Annotated in this window: 14 protein-coding genes; 7 read left to right on the forward strand and 7 right to left on the reverse strand. The window is 59.8% G+C overall.

From position 1 onward, the window contains the following. Positions 1 to 70: 70 nt before the first annotated feature. From DTP52_RS19285 to DTP52_RS19310, 6 genes are all read right to left on the reverse strand, one after another. Entirely contained in the window at positions 71 to 847 is a 777-nt protein-coding gene (locus DTP52_RS19285; protein ID WP_109754778.1) for an ABC transporter substrate-binding protein, read from the reverse strand. Between the two features lie 268 nt (positions 848 to 1,115). Continuing rightward, the gene (moaE, locus tag DTP52_RS19290; RefSeq protein ID WP_109754779.1) at positions 1,116 to 1,568 is read right to left on the reverse strand and encodes a molybdopterin synthase catalytic subunit MoaE; all 453 of its coding nucleotides are present in this window, start codon (positions 1,566 to 1,568) and stop codon (positions 1,116 to 1,118) included. A gap of 3 nt (positions 1,569 to 1,571) precedes the next feature. Beyond that, complete coding sequence (locus DTP52_RS19295) at positions 1,572 to 1,814, reverse strand: MoaD/ThiS family protein (RefSeq protein WP_109754780.1); 243 nt, start codon at positions 1,812 to 1,814, stop codon at positions 1,572 to 1,574. After that, the gene (gene moaC / locus DTP52_RS19300) at positions 1,811 to 2,284 is read right to left on the reverse strand and encodes a cyclic pyranopterin monophosphate synthase MoaC (protein ID WP_030139643.1); all 474 of its coding nucleotides are present in this window, start codon (positions 2,282 to 2,284) and stop codon (positions 1,811 to 1,813) included. Before moaC ends, DTP52_RS19295 begins: the two co-directional genes overlap by 4 nt. A 260-nt stretch (positions 2,285 to 2,544) precedes the next feature. After that, complete coding sequence (locus DTP52_RS19305) at positions 2,545 to 3,939, reverse strand: PhoH family protein (RefSeq protein WP_109754781.1); 1,395 nt, start codon at positions 3,937 to 3,939, stop codon at positions 2,545 to 2,547. A 338-nt stretch (positions 3,940 to 4,277) separates the two neighbouring features. After that, positions 4,278 to 5,402 carry a polysaccharide deacetylase family protein gene (locus DTP52_RS19310; RefSeq protein ID WP_109754782.1) on the reverse strand — a complete coding sequence of 375 codons (1,125 nt, stop codon included), beginning with the start codon at positions 5,400 to 5,402 and terminating at the stop codon, positions 4,278 to 4,280. A 307-nt stretch (positions 5,403 to 5,709) separates the two neighbouring features. On the opposite strand from DTP52_RS19310, the gene yaaA reads away from it, so the two are divergent. Further along, positions 5,710 to 6,489: a peroxide stress protein YaaA gene (gene yaaA, locus DTP52_RS19315; RefSeq protein WP_109754783.1), complete on the forward strand. Its 780-nt coding sequence runs from the start codon at positions 5,710 to 5,712 to the stop codon at positions 6,487 to 6,489. Between the two features lie 83 nt (positions 6,490 to 6,572). Here yaaA and DTP52_RS31070 read toward each other — a convergent pair whose 3' ends face one another. Further along, positions 6,573 to 6,827, reverse strand: a complete 255-nt coding sequence (locus DTP52_RS31070) for a hypothetical protein (protein WP_146206871.1) — start codon at positions 6,825 to 6,827, stop codon at positions 6,573 to 6,575. Positions 6,828 to 7,300: 473 nt separating this feature from the next. Between DTP52_RS31070 and DTP52_RS19320 the strand changes: the two genes are divergently transcribed. From DTP52_RS19320 to algG, 6 genes are all read left to right on the forward strand, one after another. Beyond that, positions 7,301 to 8,617: a nucleotide sugar dehydrogenase gene (locus tag DTP52_RS19320; protein ID WP_057448969.1), complete on the forward strand. Its 1,317-nt coding sequence runs from the start codon at positions 7,301 to 7,303 to the stop codon at positions 8,615 to 8,617. 100 nt (positions 8,618 to 8,717) lie between these two features. Next, the gene (alg8, locus tag DTP52_RS19325) at positions 8,718 to 10,199 is read left to right on the forward strand and encodes a mannuronan synthase (protein ID WP_370873689.1); all 1,482 of its coding nucleotides are present in this window, start codon (positions 8,718 to 8,720) and stop codon (positions 10,197 to 10,199) included. Between the two features lie 35 nt (positions 10,200 to 10,234). Next, a complete protein-coding gene (locus DTP52_RS19330) occupies positions 10,235 to 11,404 on the forward strand; it encodes an alginate biosynthesis protein Alg44 (protein WP_109754785.1) in 1,170 nt (389 codons plus the stop codon). Between the two features lie 15 nt (positions 11,405 to 11,419). Next, complete coding sequence (gene algK / locus DTP52_RS19335) at positions 11,420 to 12,904, forward strand: alginate biosynthesis TPR repeat lipoprotein AlgK (RefSeq protein WP_109754786.1); 1,485 nt, start codon at positions 11,420 to 11,422, stop codon at positions 12,902 to 12,904. A gap of 5 nt (positions 12,905 to 12,909) precedes the next feature. After that, on the forward strand, positions 12,910 to 14,400 hold the full coding sequence (locus tag DTP52_RS19340; RefSeq protein WP_109754936.1) for an alginate export family protein: 1,491 nt from the start codon (positions 12,910 to 12,912) through the stop codon (positions 14,398 to 14,400). Between the two features lie 26 nt (positions 14,401 to 14,426). Further along, complete coding sequence (algG, locus tag DTP52_RS19345) at positions 14,427 to 16,016, forward strand: mannuronan 5-epimerase AlgG (RefSeq protein ID WP_109754937.1); 1,590 nt, start codon at positions 14,427 to 14,429, stop codon at positions 16,014 to 16,016. Positions 16,017 to 16,026 lie beyond the last annotated feature (10 nt).

A 16,026-nucleotide genomic window follows, 5' to 3' on the forward strand; every position in this document is an offset into this window, starting at 1 on the left:
TGTATCAAACACGCTATTTGTGTTCAATGAGATCCAATGTGGGAGCGAGCCTGCTCGCGAAGGCGATGTATCAGTCGCCGTAGATGTCTGACTTGAAATACTTGGCCTGGATCTTCTGATACTCCCCGTTGGCCCGAATCCCATCGATGGCCTTGTTCAAGTCCGCCACCAGTTGGGTATTGCCTTTGCGCACTGCGATACCCGCGCCTTCGCCGACGTATTTCGGGTCCTTGAGCTCCGGCCCGACAAACGCGTAGCCCTTGCCACGGGGCATAGACAGGAAGTCTTCCAGCGGGATGGTGTCGGCGAAAATCGCGTCCAGGCGACCGGACGCCAGGTCCATGTAGATTTCTTCGTTATTGCTGTAGCGCTTGACGATCACACCCTTGGGTTCGAGGACTTCGGTGGCATAACGGTCAGTGGTGGTAGCCCGCTGCACGCCCACGGTCTTGCCCTTGAGGCTGGCGTATTGGTCATCGACCACCGCCCCTTCCTTCATCACCAGCCGCGATGAGGTGAAGTAGTACTTGTGAGTGAAATCCACCGATTTCTTGCGCTCTTCGGTGATGGTCATGGACGACAGCGCCAGGTCGATCTTCTTCACCTTCAGCGACGGAATCAGCCCGTCGAACTCACCCTCGACCCATTCGCACTTGACCTGCATCTGCACGCACAGGGCATTGCCGATGTCGTAGTCGAAACCCTCGATCTTCCCTTCCGAGGTCTTGGAAGCAAACGGCGGATAAGCCGCCTCGATGCCGATGCGCAAGGTTTTCTCGGCGGCGAACAGACTGCTGGAGGCCAGCAGGCTCAAGGCCAGGCCGGTGATGAGGGGGAATTTTTTCATGATCGATCTCTCGCGGGTTGTTGTTGGTTTGGCAGAGAAAGGTGGATGCGACTATTTGTACTTATAAATCCATACTGGACTTTAATGTACATATCGTCAATTGGGGAAAGCGGGAAAATGATGGAAGGCTGATAGCCCCCTCGCGAGCAAGCCCGCTCCCACAGAGGCCCTGCGTTGAGCACAAATATTGTGTACGACACAGATTCCCTGTGGGAGCGGGCTTGCTCGCGAAGGCGGACTCACAGCCTCCAAACGACTGACAGGCTGCCTACTGCTTCCAGCGATCCGCCGCCGCATGATCACTGTCGCGCCCTTCCACCCAGCGCGGGCCGTCGACAGTGTTTTCCTTTTTCCAGAACGGCGCTCGAGTCTTGAGGTAGTCCATGACGAAGGCGCAGGCGTCGAATGCCGCCTGGCGATGGGCACTGGCGGCCGCGACGAAGACGATCGGCTCGCCCGGCTCCAGGGCACCGATGCGGTGCAGCACCTCCAGCTTGAGCAGCGGCCAGCGCTGCTCGGCCTCGGTGGCGATCTTGCCCAGGGCTTTTTCAGTCATGCCCGGATAGTGCTCCAGGAACATCCCGGACACATCGAGGCCGTCATTGAAATCACGCACGTAGCCGACAAAACTCACCACCGCCCCCACGCCGACATTGGCCGCGTGCATCGCGTTGACTTCGGCGCCCGGGTCGAACGGATCGGCCTGCACACGAATCGCCATGGCTCAGCCTCCGGTCACGGTGGGGAAGAACGCCACTTCGTCACCGTCCAGCAGCGGCTCGTCGAGCTGGCACAGGTCCTCGTTGCGCGCGCACATCAGGTTTTGTTCCTTCAGCACCTCGGCACCGTCACGCTGGGCGAGCAACACGCGCACATCGTCGACCGTGGCAAAATCACCTTCCACCTTTACCGAATCCACGCCAAGCGCTTCACGGTAACGGGCAAAGAACTTCACGTTGATTTTCATGAGGCATCCGCCTGGAAGTGGCCGCTCTTGCCGCCGAGTTTCTCCAGCACCCGCACACCTTCGATGGTCATGCCGCGATCCACGGCCTTGCACATGTCGTAGATGGTCAGCGCGGCAACGCTGGCGGCGGTCAGTGCTTCCATCTCCACACCGGTCTGCCCCGACAGTTTGCAACGGGCAACGATGCGAACGCGGTCCTCACCCTCGGCATTGAGCTCGACCTTGACGCTGGTGAGCATCAGCGGATGGCAGAGCGGGATCAGATCGCTGGTTTTTTTCGCCGCTTGAATACCGGCAATGCGCGCAACGGCAAACACATCGCCCTTGGGATGGCCGCCGCTGACGATCATCTGCAGGGTATCGGGCAACATGCGCACAAAGGCTTCAGCCGTGGCTTCACGGAACGTCACGGCCTTGTCGGTCACGTCGACCATGTTGGCGCGACCTTGGGAATCGAGATGAGTCAGCACAGGGTTACTCCTGATCGGGAGTGTCGATTGTAAACCTGTGGGTCAGATTCCGGCAGGGTTGATTGTCGCACCCACGGCGGCCTGTAATTTGCTGAACACCGTAGATCCCTTTGTGGGAGCGAGCCTGCTCGCGATGGCGGTTTATCAGATAAAAATATGTGGCTGGCACACCGTCATCGCGAGCAGGCTCGCTCCCACAGGCGCTTATGGTGACAGGGTAAAAAACCGGGCGACCTTGAGGTCGCCCGGTTTGCCTGGGGTTACAGATGGGATTCGGCGTATTCGGCCAGGATCGAGCGCGGTACGCCCTGCAGGGTGATGTGGACCCCGTTGGGGAAGTCCTTGAAGCGTTCGGTCAGGTAGGTCAGCCCGGAGCTGGTCGCAGACAGGTAAGGGGTGTCGATCTGCGCCAGGTTACCCAGGCACACCACTTTGGAACCGGCACCGGCACGGGTGATGATGGTTTTCATCTGGTGCGGGGTCAGGTTCTGGCATTCGTCGATCAGGATCAGGCTCTGCTGGAAGCTGCGCCCGCGAATGTAGTTGAGGGATTTGAACTGCAACGGCACTTTGCTGAGGATGTAGTCGACGCTGCCATGGGTGCTTTCGTCATCCATGTGCAAGGCTTCGAGGTTGTCGGTGATCGCCCCCAGCCACGGCTCCATTTTCTCCGCTTCGGTGCCGGGCAGGAAACCGATTTCCTGGTCCAGGCCCTGCACGCTGCGGGTGGCGATGATGCGCCGGTAGCGTTTGCTGACCATGGTCTGCTCGATGGCGGCGGCCAGGGCCAGGATGGTCTTGCCGGAACCGGCGGCGCCGGACAGGTTGACCAGGTGGATATCCGGGTCGAGCAAGGCGAACAGGGCCAGGCTCTGGTAGATGTCACGAGGCTTGAGACCCCAGGCTTCCTGGTGCAGCAAAGGTTCCTGGTGCAGGTCGAGGATCAGCAGCTTGTCGACCTGGATTTCCTTGATCCAGCCGACGAATCCTTGTTCGTCGATGATGAATTCGTTGATGTGCACGGCCGGCAGGTTGTCGATCAGTTGCACCTGGTGCCAGGTGCGACCATGGTCCTGGCGAGTCTCGACCTTGCTCACACGGTCCCAGAAAGAACCGGTCATGGTGTGGTAGCCGTTGGGCAACAGCGAGACGTCGTCGACCAGTTGGTCGGTGCTGTAGTCCTCCGCCGCGATCCCGCAGGCGCGGGCCTTGAGGCGCATGTTGATGTCTTTGGTCACCAGCACCACGGCCTGGTCCTTGGTGCGCGCGTGCAGGTCGATCAACTGGTTGATGATGATGTTGTCGTTCAGGTGTTCAGGCAGCACCAGGTTGGGTTCGGTGCGCTTGCTCATCAGAATCGAAAGCAGGCCCTTGGGACCACTTTTGCCACGCTGGATCGGCACGCCAAGTTCTACATCCTCAGGGGAGGCATCGCCCAGGGTCTTGTCGATCAGGCGGATCGCCTGCCTGCATTCGGCCGCAACGCTGTGGTGCCCGCTCTTGAGCTTGTCCAGCTCCTCAAGCACGGTCATCGGGATGGCAACGTGGTGTTCTTCGAAGTTCAGGAGTGCGTTTGGATCGTGGATCAATACGTTGGTATCGAGTACATAGAGGATTGGCTGGTTGGAGGAAAGGCTACGTCCGTGGTCATCCATACTCGGTCACCTATGTGGGGGCCATTCGACGCAATACCGTGACAGTGCTGCGCCTCGAGGTAGCCACCGAATTCACCCGCGAGGATTTTCAGGTGAACTGCACACAATCTGGGTCTTGGAAGACGCCACCTGTGTTGCAGGTTTCGGCGGTCTGACTTCTTGATACTCCAAAAACCATGACAGGAAAAAGCACTTTGACGCTTTTTTGAAGTTTATTTTTCAGAGTGACGAATAACCCTTGGCGTACCGCCGTTGCGCCGTTAAAGTCGGAAGTCCGGTTGTCATGAATGTGCGCCGTTTTTTTCTCCTCCCCCAATGTTTCCGGGCCTTCGCCGGTTTCAGCGAAACGCGTCCTGACACTCCGCCCAACCGATTCCGCTTTGCGCCGTTTGCGTCATGAGCCAGGGCAACGCCGTTTTCACCCCATCCTGCTTGGCATTGAAATTGATCACCCCGTGGCGCCACAGCAGCATCAGGGTCAGCGCGCGCTGGGCGCTTTGCTCAGGCTTGAGCCGACTGTTGCTGTCCTGGGGGTCGATGTCCCATAGCGCCACTTGCAAGCCCTGCTGCCGGAAGAACGCTTGCGCATCGCCACGACGCTGGCCTTGGGGCGGGCGGAACAGCGGCACGTAATTCTCCGGCAGCTTGCCCTTGACCAGCTCGACACTGCGCCGGACCGAGTCTTGCCAGTCCTGCCAATGGCTATGGGAGCGGAACTCCCAGCCCTGCACACCCACGCATTGTCCTGAATACAACGCCTGGAGATTGTTGACCGAGCGCTCTTCCAACCGCGCCTGGATGTCCTTGCCCAGCACGAAGAAGGTGCCATTCATGTTGGCCTTGCGCAGGTAGTCGGTCAGCCACGGGGTGTTGTCCGGCGCAACGTTGGCGGCGCTGTCGAAGGTCATCAGGAACAGGCGGTCGTTCATATCTTCGCCGTTGCGCTCGTAATCGCCGAAACGTTCGATTTCGCTGCTGGTTTGCGGAAAAAGCGCGGCTTTACGCAGCAATTCATCGCGGTATTGGGTATGAAAGATCTGGCTCGGCGCGGCCCACTTGATGTAATAGGAGTCGTCGTCCAGATGGAACCTGCGCGCCTCTTCGCGCAGGGTCGCCATGTCCTCGACCAGGTAACAGAAGGAGGCGTCCTGATCGCAGCTGCGCTGGGCAAAGTTGTAGTTGGCCAGCAAACGCTGCCACAGCCGGGCGCGAAGCGCGTCGATCGCGACCATATTCACCGTGCGCAGCCCCAGGTATTGCTTGAGCGCGATTTCGTCCATGGCATCGACGTCCAGCAAGACCCGGGCGAACATCAGGATTTCGGCCCGCGAGGCCACATCGAACAGCGTCGGGCTGGTGAGCTGTTCAGGCCACGTGCTGCGATCCAGGGTGGCGACATCGTTGGGCGCAGCAATGGCGCCCAGGCTCAACAGCCAGGCCGATAACAGAAGAGCGATACGCAAAAGGGATGTCTCCATAACGAAACCCGCGCGGCATCATAGCCGATCCTGGCCCAATACCCTTGTGATCAGCGGACTTGGGGAGCAGACCTGTGGGAGCAAAGCTTGCTCGCGATGCAGTCGACAAGATCCATCTGCAAGATTGCGTCATCGTTCATCGCGAGCAAGCTTTGCTCCCACAGACTTTGCTCCCACAGCTCCCTCGCCACAATGCCCGTCAATATTCGCCCATCCATCACCTATCACCCCAATAGCTGGAGTCCACCCGGACAACCCCCTAGAATCGCCGCACCCTCAAGGAGACGATTTCATGCTGATGGTGATTTCCCCCGCCAAGACCCTCGATTACGAAACACCGCCGGCCACCGAGCGTTTTACCCAACCGCAGTACCTGGATCATTCCCAGGAACTGATCGAACAGTTGCGCGAACTCTCGCCGGCACAGATCAGCGAGCTGATGCTCGTTTCCGACAAGATTGGGGGGCTCAATGCCGCTCGATTCGGTAGCTGGACGCCGGCGTTCACCCCGGCCAACGCCAGGCAGGCGCTGCTGGCCTTCAAGGGCGACGTGTACACGGGCCTGGATGCGCAAAGCTTTGGCGAAGCCGATTTCGACTATGCCCAGCAACACTTGCGCATGCTCTCCGGCCTCTATGGCCTGCTGCGGCCACTGGACCTGATGCAACCCTATCGCCTGGAAATGGGCACGAAGCTGGCCAATGCCCGGGGCAAGGACCTTTACGCTTTCTGGGGTACACGCATTAGCGAATGGCTGAACGAAGCCCTGGCCGAACAAGGCGATGACGTCCTGTTGAACCTGGCATCCAATGAGTACTTCTCGGCGGTCAAGCGCAGCGCACTGAAAGCGCGCGTCATCGATACCGAGTTCCGAGACCTGAAAAATGGCCAGTACAAGATCATCAGCTTCTACGCCAAGAAAGCCCGGGGCCTGATGAGTCGTTTCGTGATTCAGGAACGGATCAACGACCCTGCGGCACTCAGCCAATTCGATGTGCAGGGTTATCGCTTCAGTGCACAACAGTCGAGCCAGGACAAACTGGTGTTCTTGCGCGATCACGCCCCCGAATAAGGCATAACCTTATATCGCCCCTGATCGGGGGCTTCGATCAAGCCCCGATCTGTCATCTTAGTTACCCGCCTGTTTCGCCAGTTTCATGACGTCAATAAATCGGCCCACTCCCCCGCTAACTTTTCTTTCACTCGACACTCGTCAGTTTTTTGCGTAGTGGCACCAAAATTTTTTATCGGTAGTGGCACAAAACTATCTCCCCCTCCTAACTCCCCATTAATAAAGGATGAAACGGCAAGTGCCATCATATTGAGGGCAGTGCCATCTTCGATAATATTTCGAAAAATTTCGAAAATCGCGATGAGCGGATCGGAACTATGTGAAATTGCACGGCTCATACCACCCGTAACGATTCTCACGGAGCGTGTAAGAGAAGACTTACATAGGCCGTCGATCCCAGTAACCAAGTTGTCATGGCAATTTAGCGAAACGGTCGCCTATTTGGATCCATCTTATAAAGGACAGGAGATAACGCACCATTACTATCCCCTACAAGGCCAAGGCTGCGCCCCTACAACGTGCTCACCCGAGCACACAAGCTTCTGATTTTGTGGGCTTTTTGCCAGGGATCGGAAGTGAAGGACTTTTGCACGAGCGTTCCTGAAAACGGGAACTGGCTGCATAACAGGGCAGGTCATAACAAACTAGGCCGCTTTGCGCACAACTTGAGTGCAATTATTTAGACACTCGGAACTTAGTATGCCTGCACACGGCATTGTGGCGCCTGCATTCCACACTTCCGAGTGCACTATGACCGCTGAACACTATTAACTCCGGCCATTTAATGGCGTGAAAAACAGAGGTAAATGCGATGCGCATTAGCATATTTGGTTTGGGTTACGTCGGTGCAGTATGTGCCGGTTGCCTGTCTGCACGGGGCCATGATGTAGTTGGCGTGGATGTCGCCAAAGACAAAATCGACATGATCAACGCCGGCAAATCGCCGATCGTTGAACCTGGTCTTGGCGAGCTATTGGCGCAAGGCATTCAAACAGGCCGACTGCGCGGTACGACCAACTTCGCCGAGGCAATTCGCGATACTGACCTGTCGATGATCTGTGTCGGTACACCCAGCAAAAAGAACGGCGACCTGGAACTGAACTACATCGAAGCGGTGTGCCGCGAGATCGGTTTTGTCCTGCGTGACAAGACCACCCGCCACACTATCGTGGTTCGCAGCACCGTATTGCCGGGCACTGTGGCAAACGTTGTCATCCCGATCCTGGAAGACTGCTCCGGCAAGAAAGCCGGCGTCGATTTCGGTGTCGCGGTCAACCCTGAGTTCCTGCGCGAAAGCACCGCAATCAAAGACTACGACCAGCCGCCGATGACCGTTATCGGTGAGTTCGACAAAGCCTCTGGCGACGTTCTGCAATCGCTGTACGAAGAGCTCGACGCACCGATCATCCGCAAGGACATCGCCGTCGCCGAGATGATCAAGTACACCTGCAACGTGTGGCACGCCACCAAGGTGACCTTCGCCAACGAGATCGGCAACATCGCCAAGGCAGTCGGCGTCGATGGCCGTGAAGTGATGGACGTAGTCTGCCAGGACAAGACCCTGAACCTGTCCCAGTACTACATGCGCCCAGGCTTCGCCTTCGGCGGTTCCTGCCTGCCCAAGGACGTTCGTGCGCTGACCTACCGCGCCGGTTCCCTGGACGTGGAAGCGCCGCTGCTCAACTCGCTGATGCGCAGCAACGAATCCCAGGTGCAGAACGCCTTCGACATCGTTTCCAGCCACGACAAGCGCAAAGTCGCCCTGCTGGGCCTGAGCTTCAAGGCCGGCACCGACGACCTGCGTGAAAGCCCATTGGTGGAACTGGCGGAAATGCTGATCGGCAAGGGTTTCGACCTGAAGATCTACGACAGCAACGTCGAATACGCCCGCGTCCACGGTGCGAACAAGGATTACATCGAGTCGAAGATTCCTCACGTCTCGTCCTTGCTCAACGCCGACTTCGACTCGGTGATCGACAGCTCCGACATCATCATCCTGGGTAACCGCGACGAGAAGTTCCGCGCGCTGACCGAAAACGTACCGGAAGGCAAGCAGGTCATCGACCTGGTCGGCTTCATGTCCAAGGCCACCAACCCGAGTGGCCGGACCGAAGGCATCTGCTGGTAAGTCTGTTTGCCGGCCGGGGCTTGCCCCGGCCGGCCTTTCGCCTGCCTTAACCCATCGGGCCGCCCACAAGGCCCGCCCGAGATAGAGACGGATGCAGATTATGCACAGGCTAAAGCACGGCCTGCTTCAGGCCGCCGGTTGGCTGTTTTACTTGAGTTTATTGATGGGCATCGCCATGGCGCTGCCCACGTCCACGTTCGACTCCGAATCCAAGGATTTCATCTTCCTGATCGGCGCCGTGGGCATCTGGCGTTACTCCATGGGAGCAACGCATTTCGTGCGCGGCATGATCTTCCTCTACATCGTCTACCCGCACCTGCGCCGCAAGGTACGCAAGCTGGGCAAGGCGGCGGATCCGTCCCACGTGTACCTGATGGTCACCAGCTTCCGGATCGATGCGCTGACCACTGCCCAGGTGTATGGCTCGGTGATTCGCGAGGCCATCGACTGCGAGCTGCCCACCACCGTGGTCTGCTCCATCGTGGAAATGTCCGACGAACTGCTGGTCAAGAGCCTCTGGGCCCGCATGAACCCGCCAGCGCGGGTCAAGCTGGACTTCGTGCGCATTCCCGGCACTGGCAAGCGTGACGGCCTGGCCTACGGCTTCCGCGCCATCTCCCGGCACTTGCCGGACGACCGCGCCGTGGTTGCGGTGATCGACGGCGATACCGTGCTCGCCGAAGGCGTCGTACGCAAGACCGTGCCGTGGTTCCAGCTGTTCGGCAACGTCGGCGGCCTGACCACCAACGAGTTCTGCGAAGTGCGCGGCGGCTACATCATGAGCGAATGGCACAAGCTGCGCTTCGCCCAACGGCATATCAACATGTGCTCCATGGCCTTGTCCAAGCGCGTGCTGACCATGACCGGCCGTATGTCGGTGTTCCGCGCCACCGTGGTGACCAACCCGGACTTCATCGCCGACGTGGAAAGTGACTCGCTGCAACACTGGCGCCTGGGTCGCTTCAAGTTCCTCACCGGTGATGACAAGTCGAGCTGGTTCAGCCTGATGCGCCTGGGCTACGACACCTTCTACGTACCCGATGCGGCGATCAACACCGTCGAGCATCCCCCGGAGAAAAGCTTCATCAAGGCCAGCCGCAAGCTGATGTTCCGCTGGTACGGCAACAACCTGCGACAGAACTCCCGGGCCCTGGGCCTGGGGCTGCGCCGTCTGGGCCTGTTCACTTCGGTGGTGCTGTTCGACCAGCGCGTGTCGATGTGGACCTCACTGCTGGGCCTGACCGTCGCACTGATCGCCAGCTTCAAGTACGGCACCGCGTTCATCCTGGTGTACCTGCTGTGGATCGGCATCACGCGGTTGATCCTGACCCTGCTGCTGTCGTGCTCCGGACACCGGATCGGCCCTGCCTACCCGGCGATTCTCTATTACAACCAGATCGTCGGTGCCCTGGTGAAGATCTACGTGTTCTTCCGCCTCGATCAACAGTCCTGGACCCGCCAGCCCACCCACCTGACCCGTGATCTCGCCAGCTTTCAACGTTGGTTCAACACTTGGTCGTCTCGGACCATGACCTTCTCCGCCGGCAGCATTTTTGTCGCCGTGCTGCTGACGATGGTCTGACCGGACTTGAATGAATTAACTAGGAAATCGCCCCTATGAACACCGCCGTGAATGTCAACGTAGTGCATGAATCCGAAGCCCAGCGCCAACACGCCCGGGTCAAAATCCCGGCCAAGCTGCGCTTCTTCGGCCCTGACCGCACCCCCATGGAAGTCAAGGTCCTGGACCTGTCCGCCGGTGGCCTGAGCTTCAATGCCGGCCAGATGCCCCTCAAGGTCGGTGAGTCCTACAAGGGTCGCCTGCAGTTCGTCATCGACAACCTTGGCCTGGCCATGGACGTGGAATTGCAGATCCGCTCCTACGACCGCCAGACCGGCCGCACCGGTTGCCAGTTCCAGAACCTGGAGCCTCGGGACATCTCGACACTGCGTCACATCATCACCTCGCACCTGGCCGGCGACATCGTCGGTGTCGGTGACGTACTGGCGACCCTGCAGCGCGATAACTTCACCAAGGCTCGCAAGCAGAAAGACGAAAACGGCGGCATGAGTGCCTTGGGTCGCCTGCGCGCCGTGACCTTCAGCCTCGGGGTCTTCATCGTTGGCCTGGCGGCGTTCGGTTTCATCTTCAAGTCGGTGTACGGCATGTACTTCGTCAGCCACGCCCAGGCGGGCCTGGTGAACGTACCGGGCACGGCCATCACCATGCCGCGCGACGGCACCGTGCAAAGCCTGGTCAAGGCCGACGGCGTGGCAGCCAAGGGCGCCCCGCTGGCGACCTTCAGCACCAGCATGCTCGATGTGCTCAAAGGTCACCTGGACGACAACCAGTTGCAGCCAGCCAAGGTCGAAGAGCTGTTCGGCAAGCAAATGACCGGCACCCTGACGTCTCCGTGCGACTGCATCGTGGCCCAGCAACTGGTCGCCAACGGTCAGTACGCCAGCAAGGGCGACGTGATCTTCCAACTGGTTCCACGAGGCACCGAAGCCAACGTCGAGGCGCGTTTCTCCTATCGCCAGTTCGGCGACGTGCGCCCAGGTACGCCCGTCAACTTCCAGGTCGCCGGCGAAGAAGGTACCCGTACCGGCAAGATCGTCAGCAGCACCAGCCTGAAAAGTGCCGACCTGTCTTCCGATATCCGTGTGTTGATCCAGCCTGACGAACCCCTGGACAGCTCGCTGGCCGGCCGTCCGGTAGAAGTCACCAGCGACCGTGGCCCGAACCTGAACTGGCTGATCGACAAAGCCATGGCCGTCGGTCTTTAAGTCGAGGATATGCCCGTGACCATTATAAAAATCCTTAACACCCCACAGACCCTGTGGGAGCGAGCTTGCTCGCGAAAGGATCAACGCGGTCAGGATGATATGCCGCAAGCTCGTTCCCACATGGGGACACTCTGTGCCCTGGCATTGGCCGTCAGCCTGGCCGGTTGCGCCGGCCTGCCCGATCAACGCCTGGCCAACGAAGCCCTCAAGCGCGGCGACACGGCGCTGGCGCAGCAGAACTATCAGCAACTGGCAGACCTGGGCTACAGCGAAGCCCAGGTCGGCCTGGCCGATATTCAGGTGGACAGCCGTGATCCGGAGCAGATGAAAAAAGCCGAGGCGACCTATCGCGCCGCGGCCGATATCTCGCCCCGGGCCCAGGCGCGCCTGGGTCGCCTGCTGGTAGCCAAGCCGGGCTCCACCGAAGCGGAAAAACACGAAGCCGAAGGTCTGCTGAAAAAAGCTTTCGCCAACGGTGAAGGTAATACCCTGATCCCGCTGGCGATGCTGTACCTGCAATATCCCCACAGTTTCCCGAACGTCAACGCCCAGCAGCAGATCAGCCAATGGCGCAGCGCCGGCTACCCGGAAGCAGGCCTGGCGCAGATTCTGCTCTACCGCACCCAGGGCACCTACGACCAGCACCTGGATGAAGTCGAGAAGGTCTGCAAGGCCGCGCTGGCGACTACGGACATTTGCTACGTCGAATTGGCCACGGTCTATCAGAAACGCGGCCAGCCGGAACAGCAGGCCGCGTTGCTCAAGCAGATGCAGGACGGTCACGCCCGTGGCGTCGTATCCGCCCAGCGCGTGGACAGCGTCGCCCGTGTCCTGGCCGATGCCAGCCTGGGCAAGACCGATGAAAAGACCGCCCAGTCGTTGCTCGAAGGCATCGCCCCTGGCTACCCCGCTGCCTGGGTCAGCCTGGCGCAATTGCTCTACGACTTCCCCGAACTGGGTGACGTCGACAAGATGATGCAGTACCTGGAAAACGGCCGCGCCGCCGACCAGCCTCGCGCCGAGCTGTTGCTAGGCAAGCTTTACTACGAAGGCAAGTGGGTCCCGGCCGATGCCAAGGTCGCCGAGGCGCATTTCCAGAAAGCTGTTGGTCGCGAAGTGGCTGCCGACTACTACCTCGGCCAGATCTATCGCCGCGGCTACCTGGGCCAGGTGTACCCGCAAAAAGCCCTGGACCACCTGCTCAAGGCCGCCCGCAACGGCCAGAACAGCGCCGATTTCGCCATTGCCCAGCTGTTCTCCCAGGGCAAGGGCACCAAGCCCAACCCGGTCAACGCCTATGTCTTCAGCCAGTTGGCCAAGGCGCAGAACACCCCGCAAGCGACCGAACTTGCCCAGACCCTCGAAACACAATTACCGCCGCAACAACTTGCACAAGCCCAACGCCTGCTACAACAAGAGCAGGCCATTCGCGGCTCGATGAGCCCCGATACGCTGGAACTGCAAGCCCTAAAAGAAGATGACGGCGAGGAACCTCTATGAAGCCTTTGAAGCTCAATCCTTTTGTGCAGGCCGGAATTGGCCTGACCTGTGCCCTGCTGTGGTCCTGCCCGACCCTGGCGGCCCTGACCGACACCAAGAACTTCGGCCTGGAAGTGAAGATCACCGGCCAGTCCGAAGACGACCGTGACCTCGGCACCCAGAGCGGTGGCGACGTCAACGGCGTCGGCCTGGACCTGCGTCCCTGGGTCTACGGCGAAAGCGAAAGCGGTGCCTGGAGCGCCTACGCCATGGCCCAGGCCGTGACGTCCTCCGATATCATCGAGACCGACACCCTGCAGCAGTCCGATGGCAGCACCCAGGAAACCGACAGCGGCGATCGCGAAGCCAAGAAAAGCTACCTGGCCATGCGCGAGTTCTGGATTGGCTACCGTGGGCTGACCCCTTACCCGGGCGAGCAGTTGAAGTTCGGTCGCCAGCGCCTGCGCAATGACGACGGCCAATGGCGCGACACCAACATCGAAGCCCTGAACTGGACCTTCGACACCACCTTGCTGCGGGCCAACCTCGGCGTCGCCGAGCGGTTCAGCGAATACCGCACCGACCTGAAAGAATTGTCCCCCAAGGACAAGGATCGCCTGCACGTCTACGGTGACGTGGGTTACCAGTGGATGCCCGGCCAGTGGGCCGGTATCCGTGCCCACCATTCCCACGACAGCGGCAGCCTCGATTATCCGACCCCGGGCGAACCTACCGATACCCTGGACAAGACCCAGAACGGTGACTTGACCTGGCTGGGCCTGGAAGCCAACAGCGACGCCTACAACTGGCGCAACACCAACACCGTCAACTACTGGGCGAGCCTGACCGGCATGACCGGTGACCGTGACACCGTCAACCCGCTCAATGCCGACGGCACGCGTCCGGCGCAAGCCAAGCACAGTGATGACGTCGACGGCTGGGCCACCGACCTGGGTATCCGCCTGCGTCTGGACCCGCAATGGCAAGTCGGTGCGGCCTATGCCCGCGCCAGCGAGGACTACGAACAGAACGGCCTGCAAAGCAACCGCTCGAACTTCACCGGCACCCGCTCGCGCGTGCACCGTTTCGGCGAAGCGTTCCGTGGCGAAATGGCCAACACCCAGAGCGCCAGCCTGTTCGGTTCCTGGCAGCTGCGTGACGAATACGACGCCAGCCTGGTGTACCACAAGTTCTGGCGCGTGGACGGCAACAAGCCGGTGGGCAGCAACGGCATCAACGCCGTGGAAAACAACACCGACGACGTGACCGGCGCGATCCTGTCCACCTCGTCCCTGCCGCTGCGTGACGGTAACAAGGACCTGGGCCAGGAAGTCGACCTGGTGGTTACCAAGTACTTCAAGCAAGGCCTGCTGCCGGCCGCGCTGAGTCAGTCCATTGATGAGCCGTCGGCGCTGGTGCGCTTTCGTGGCGGCGTGTTCAAGCCAGGCGACGCCTACGGCAAAGAGGTCGATTCGTACATGCATCGCGCCTTTGTCGACGTGATCTGGCGCTTCTGATGCGAATGGCCATGGGAGTGCCCGAAATGAACCGCTACCTCAGGAACAGCCAGGCGATGAAAGGTTCGATCAGCCTGTTGGTCGCAGCGATGCTGCTGGCCGGCGCGCCGGCGTTCGCCAACGTTGAACCGGCGGTCAAGCCGGGCAACGTGGTCAAGGAACTGCAACGGGCCAAGACCTACACCGTCAACAGTGCGCCGACCGCGCCACTGGAACTGGCCAAGCCGACCCTGCCCGACCTCTCCGGCTACACCGCCGAAGCGGCCGCGGCAAAAATCGTGCGGACCAAGCCCGGCAAAGTCAGCGTGCGTCGGATGATGCAGGAAAACGCCTTGAAGGACTTCATCGGCGGCGACAACAAGATGGCCGAGTGGGTAGTGCGTCAGCACGGCATCCCACAGGCCATCTTCGTCGACGATGGCTACATGAACCTCAAGGAGCTGGCCAAGAAACAGCCCAAGTACATCATCCAGACTTCGCCAGGTGTCTACCTGGCGAAGATTCCGATCGTGGTCGGCCAGAAAGGCATCCTGGAAATCGACAAACAGACCCAGGAACTGCGCCTGTCCCAGGAGGGCGGAGCGTTCCTGGTCAACGATGGCCAGATGTTCATCCGTGACACCAAGGTCACCGGCTGGCGTGAAAAGGACAATGGCCCCGCCACGTTCCGCTCGCCCAAGGAATTCCGACCGTTCCTGCTGGCCTGGGGCGGCACCGAGACCTATATCGTCAACACCAAGATGGCCAGCTTCGGCTACGCCAACAGTAAGTCGTACGGGGTGAGTATTTCCCAATACACGCCGAACATGGCCAAGGTCCTCAAGCGCCCGGAGCCGACCGGCTGGATCATCGGTTCCGAGTTCTCGGACATGTGGTACGGCTTCTACTGCTACGAGACCCGCGACTTTGTCGTCAAGAGCAACACCTACAAAGACAACATCGTCTACGGCATCGACCCCCACGACCGTTCCCATCGGCTGATCATCGCCGACAACACCGTCTACGGGACCAAGAAGAAGCACGGGATCATTATTTCCCGTGAGGTCAACGACAGCTTCATCATCAACAACAGAAGTTACGACAACAAACTCTCGGGCCTGGTGATCGACCGTAACAGCGTGAACAACCTGATCGCCTACAACGAGATCTACAAGAACCACACCGACGGCATCACGCTCTATGAGAGTGCTGACAACCTGCTGTGGGGCAACAAAGTGATCAGCAACCAACGCCACGGTATTCGCATTCGTAACAGCGTGAACATCCGCCTCTACGAAAACGTCTCCATGGCCAACGGCCTGACCGGTATCTACGGTCACATCAAGGACCTGTCCGATACCGACCGGGACATCAAGCTCGACCCGTTCGACGCCGAAGTCTCGCTGATCGTGGTCGGCGGCGAACTGGCTGCCAACGGCAGCGGCCCGCTGTCCATCGACTCGCCGTTGAGCGTCGAGCTGTACCGCGTGTCCATGCTTGCGCCGACCAAATCCAGCGGCATCAGCTTCACGGGGATCCTTGGCGAACGCCAGGATGAAATTCTCGACCTGCTGGTACGCCAGCAGAAAGCCGTGCTGATCGACCCTGTCGAACGCCAGACCGAAATGCGGGACTGAGGATGACCTT

The organism is Pseudomonas sp. 43mfcvi1.1, from assembly GCF_900115935.1.
GTDB lineage: Bacteria > Pseudomonadota > Gammaproteobacteria > Pseudomonadales > Pseudomonadaceae > Aquipseudomonas > Aquipseudomonas bijieensis.

Coding starts and splice junctions, on each gene's coding strand:
- DTP52_RS19285 (WP_109754778.1), bottom strand. CDS start 847: ATGAAAAAATTCCCCCTCATCACCGGCCTGGCCTTGAGCCTGCTGGCC.
- moaE (WP_109754779.1), bottom strand. CDS start 1,568: ATGGCGATTCGTGTGCAGGCCGATCCGTTCGACCCGGGCGCCGAAGTC.
- DTP52_RS19295 (WP_109754780.1), bottom strand. CDS start 1,814: ATGAAAATCAACGTGAAGTTCTTTGCCCGTTACCGTGAAGCGCTTGGC.
- DTP52_RS19305 (WP_109754781.1), bottom strand. CDS start 3,939: ATGGATGACCACGGACGTAGCCTTTCCTCCAACCAGCCAATCCTCTAT.
- yaaA (WP_109754783.1), top strand. CDS start 5,710: ATGCTGATGGTGATTTCCCCCGCCAAGACCCTCGATTACGAAACACCG.
- DTP52_RS31070 (WP_146206871.1), bottom strand. CDS start 6,827: ATGAGCCGTGCAATTTCACATAGTTCCGATCCGCTCATCGCGATTTTC.
- DTP52_RS19320 (WP_057448969.1), top strand. CDS start 7,301: ATGCGCATTAGCATATTTGGTTTGGGTTACGTCGGTGCAGTATGTGCC.
- alg8 (WP_370873689.1), top strand. CDS start 8,718: ATGCACAGGCTAAAGCACGGCCTGCTTCAGGCCGCCGGTTGGCTGTTT.
- DTP52_RS19330 (WP_109754785.1), top strand. CDS start 10,235: ATGAACACCGCCGTGAATGTCAACGTAGTGCATGAATCCGAAGCCCAG.
- algG (WP_109754937.1), top strand. CDS start 14,427: ATGAACCGCTACCTCAGGAACAGCCAGGCGATGAAAGGTTCGATCAGC.